The organism is Leisingera sp. ANG-DT (assembly GCF_000813785.1).
GTDB lineage: Bacteria > Pseudomonadota > Alphaproteobacteria > Rhodobacterales > Rhodobacteraceae > Leisingera.
On sequence record NZ_JWLE01000027.1, the window covers coordinates 1,333 to 1,654 of the forward strand.

At 70.8% G+C, this 322-nt stretch carries 1 protein-coding gene; it reads left to right on the forward strand.

Annotation, left to right across the window (positions count from 1 at the left end):
• Positions 1-305, forward strand: a 305-nt coding sequence (locus RA21_RS23225) for a LysR substrate-binding domain-containing protein (RefSeq protein WP_039151584.1), incomplete at its 5' end; no start/stop codon positions are given.
• Positions 306-322 lie beyond the last annotated feature (17 nt).

The window sequence follows — 322 nt, forward strand, 5'->3', positions numbered from 1 at the left end:
CCCGCCCGCTCAGCTGGCAGATCTGGTTCGAGGATCAAGGTCAGGCGCTGCCCGCCCGCCCCGCCGGACCGCTGTTCAGCCAGTTCGAGATGCTGATCGACGCGGTGAAGTACGGCCACGGCGTGGCGATCCTGCCGGAGCTGCTGGTCCGCCGCGAGCTGGCCGAAGGAACGCTGATCCTGGCCCACCCCCACCGCTGCACGCCTGCCAGTGCCTATTACCTGCTGACACCGCAGGCCAAGGCCGGGACCAGCCGGATCGAACGGGTCCGGGCCTGGCTGCTGGAACAGGCGCCTTCCGGCTAGACGCTGGCGCGCCGCGC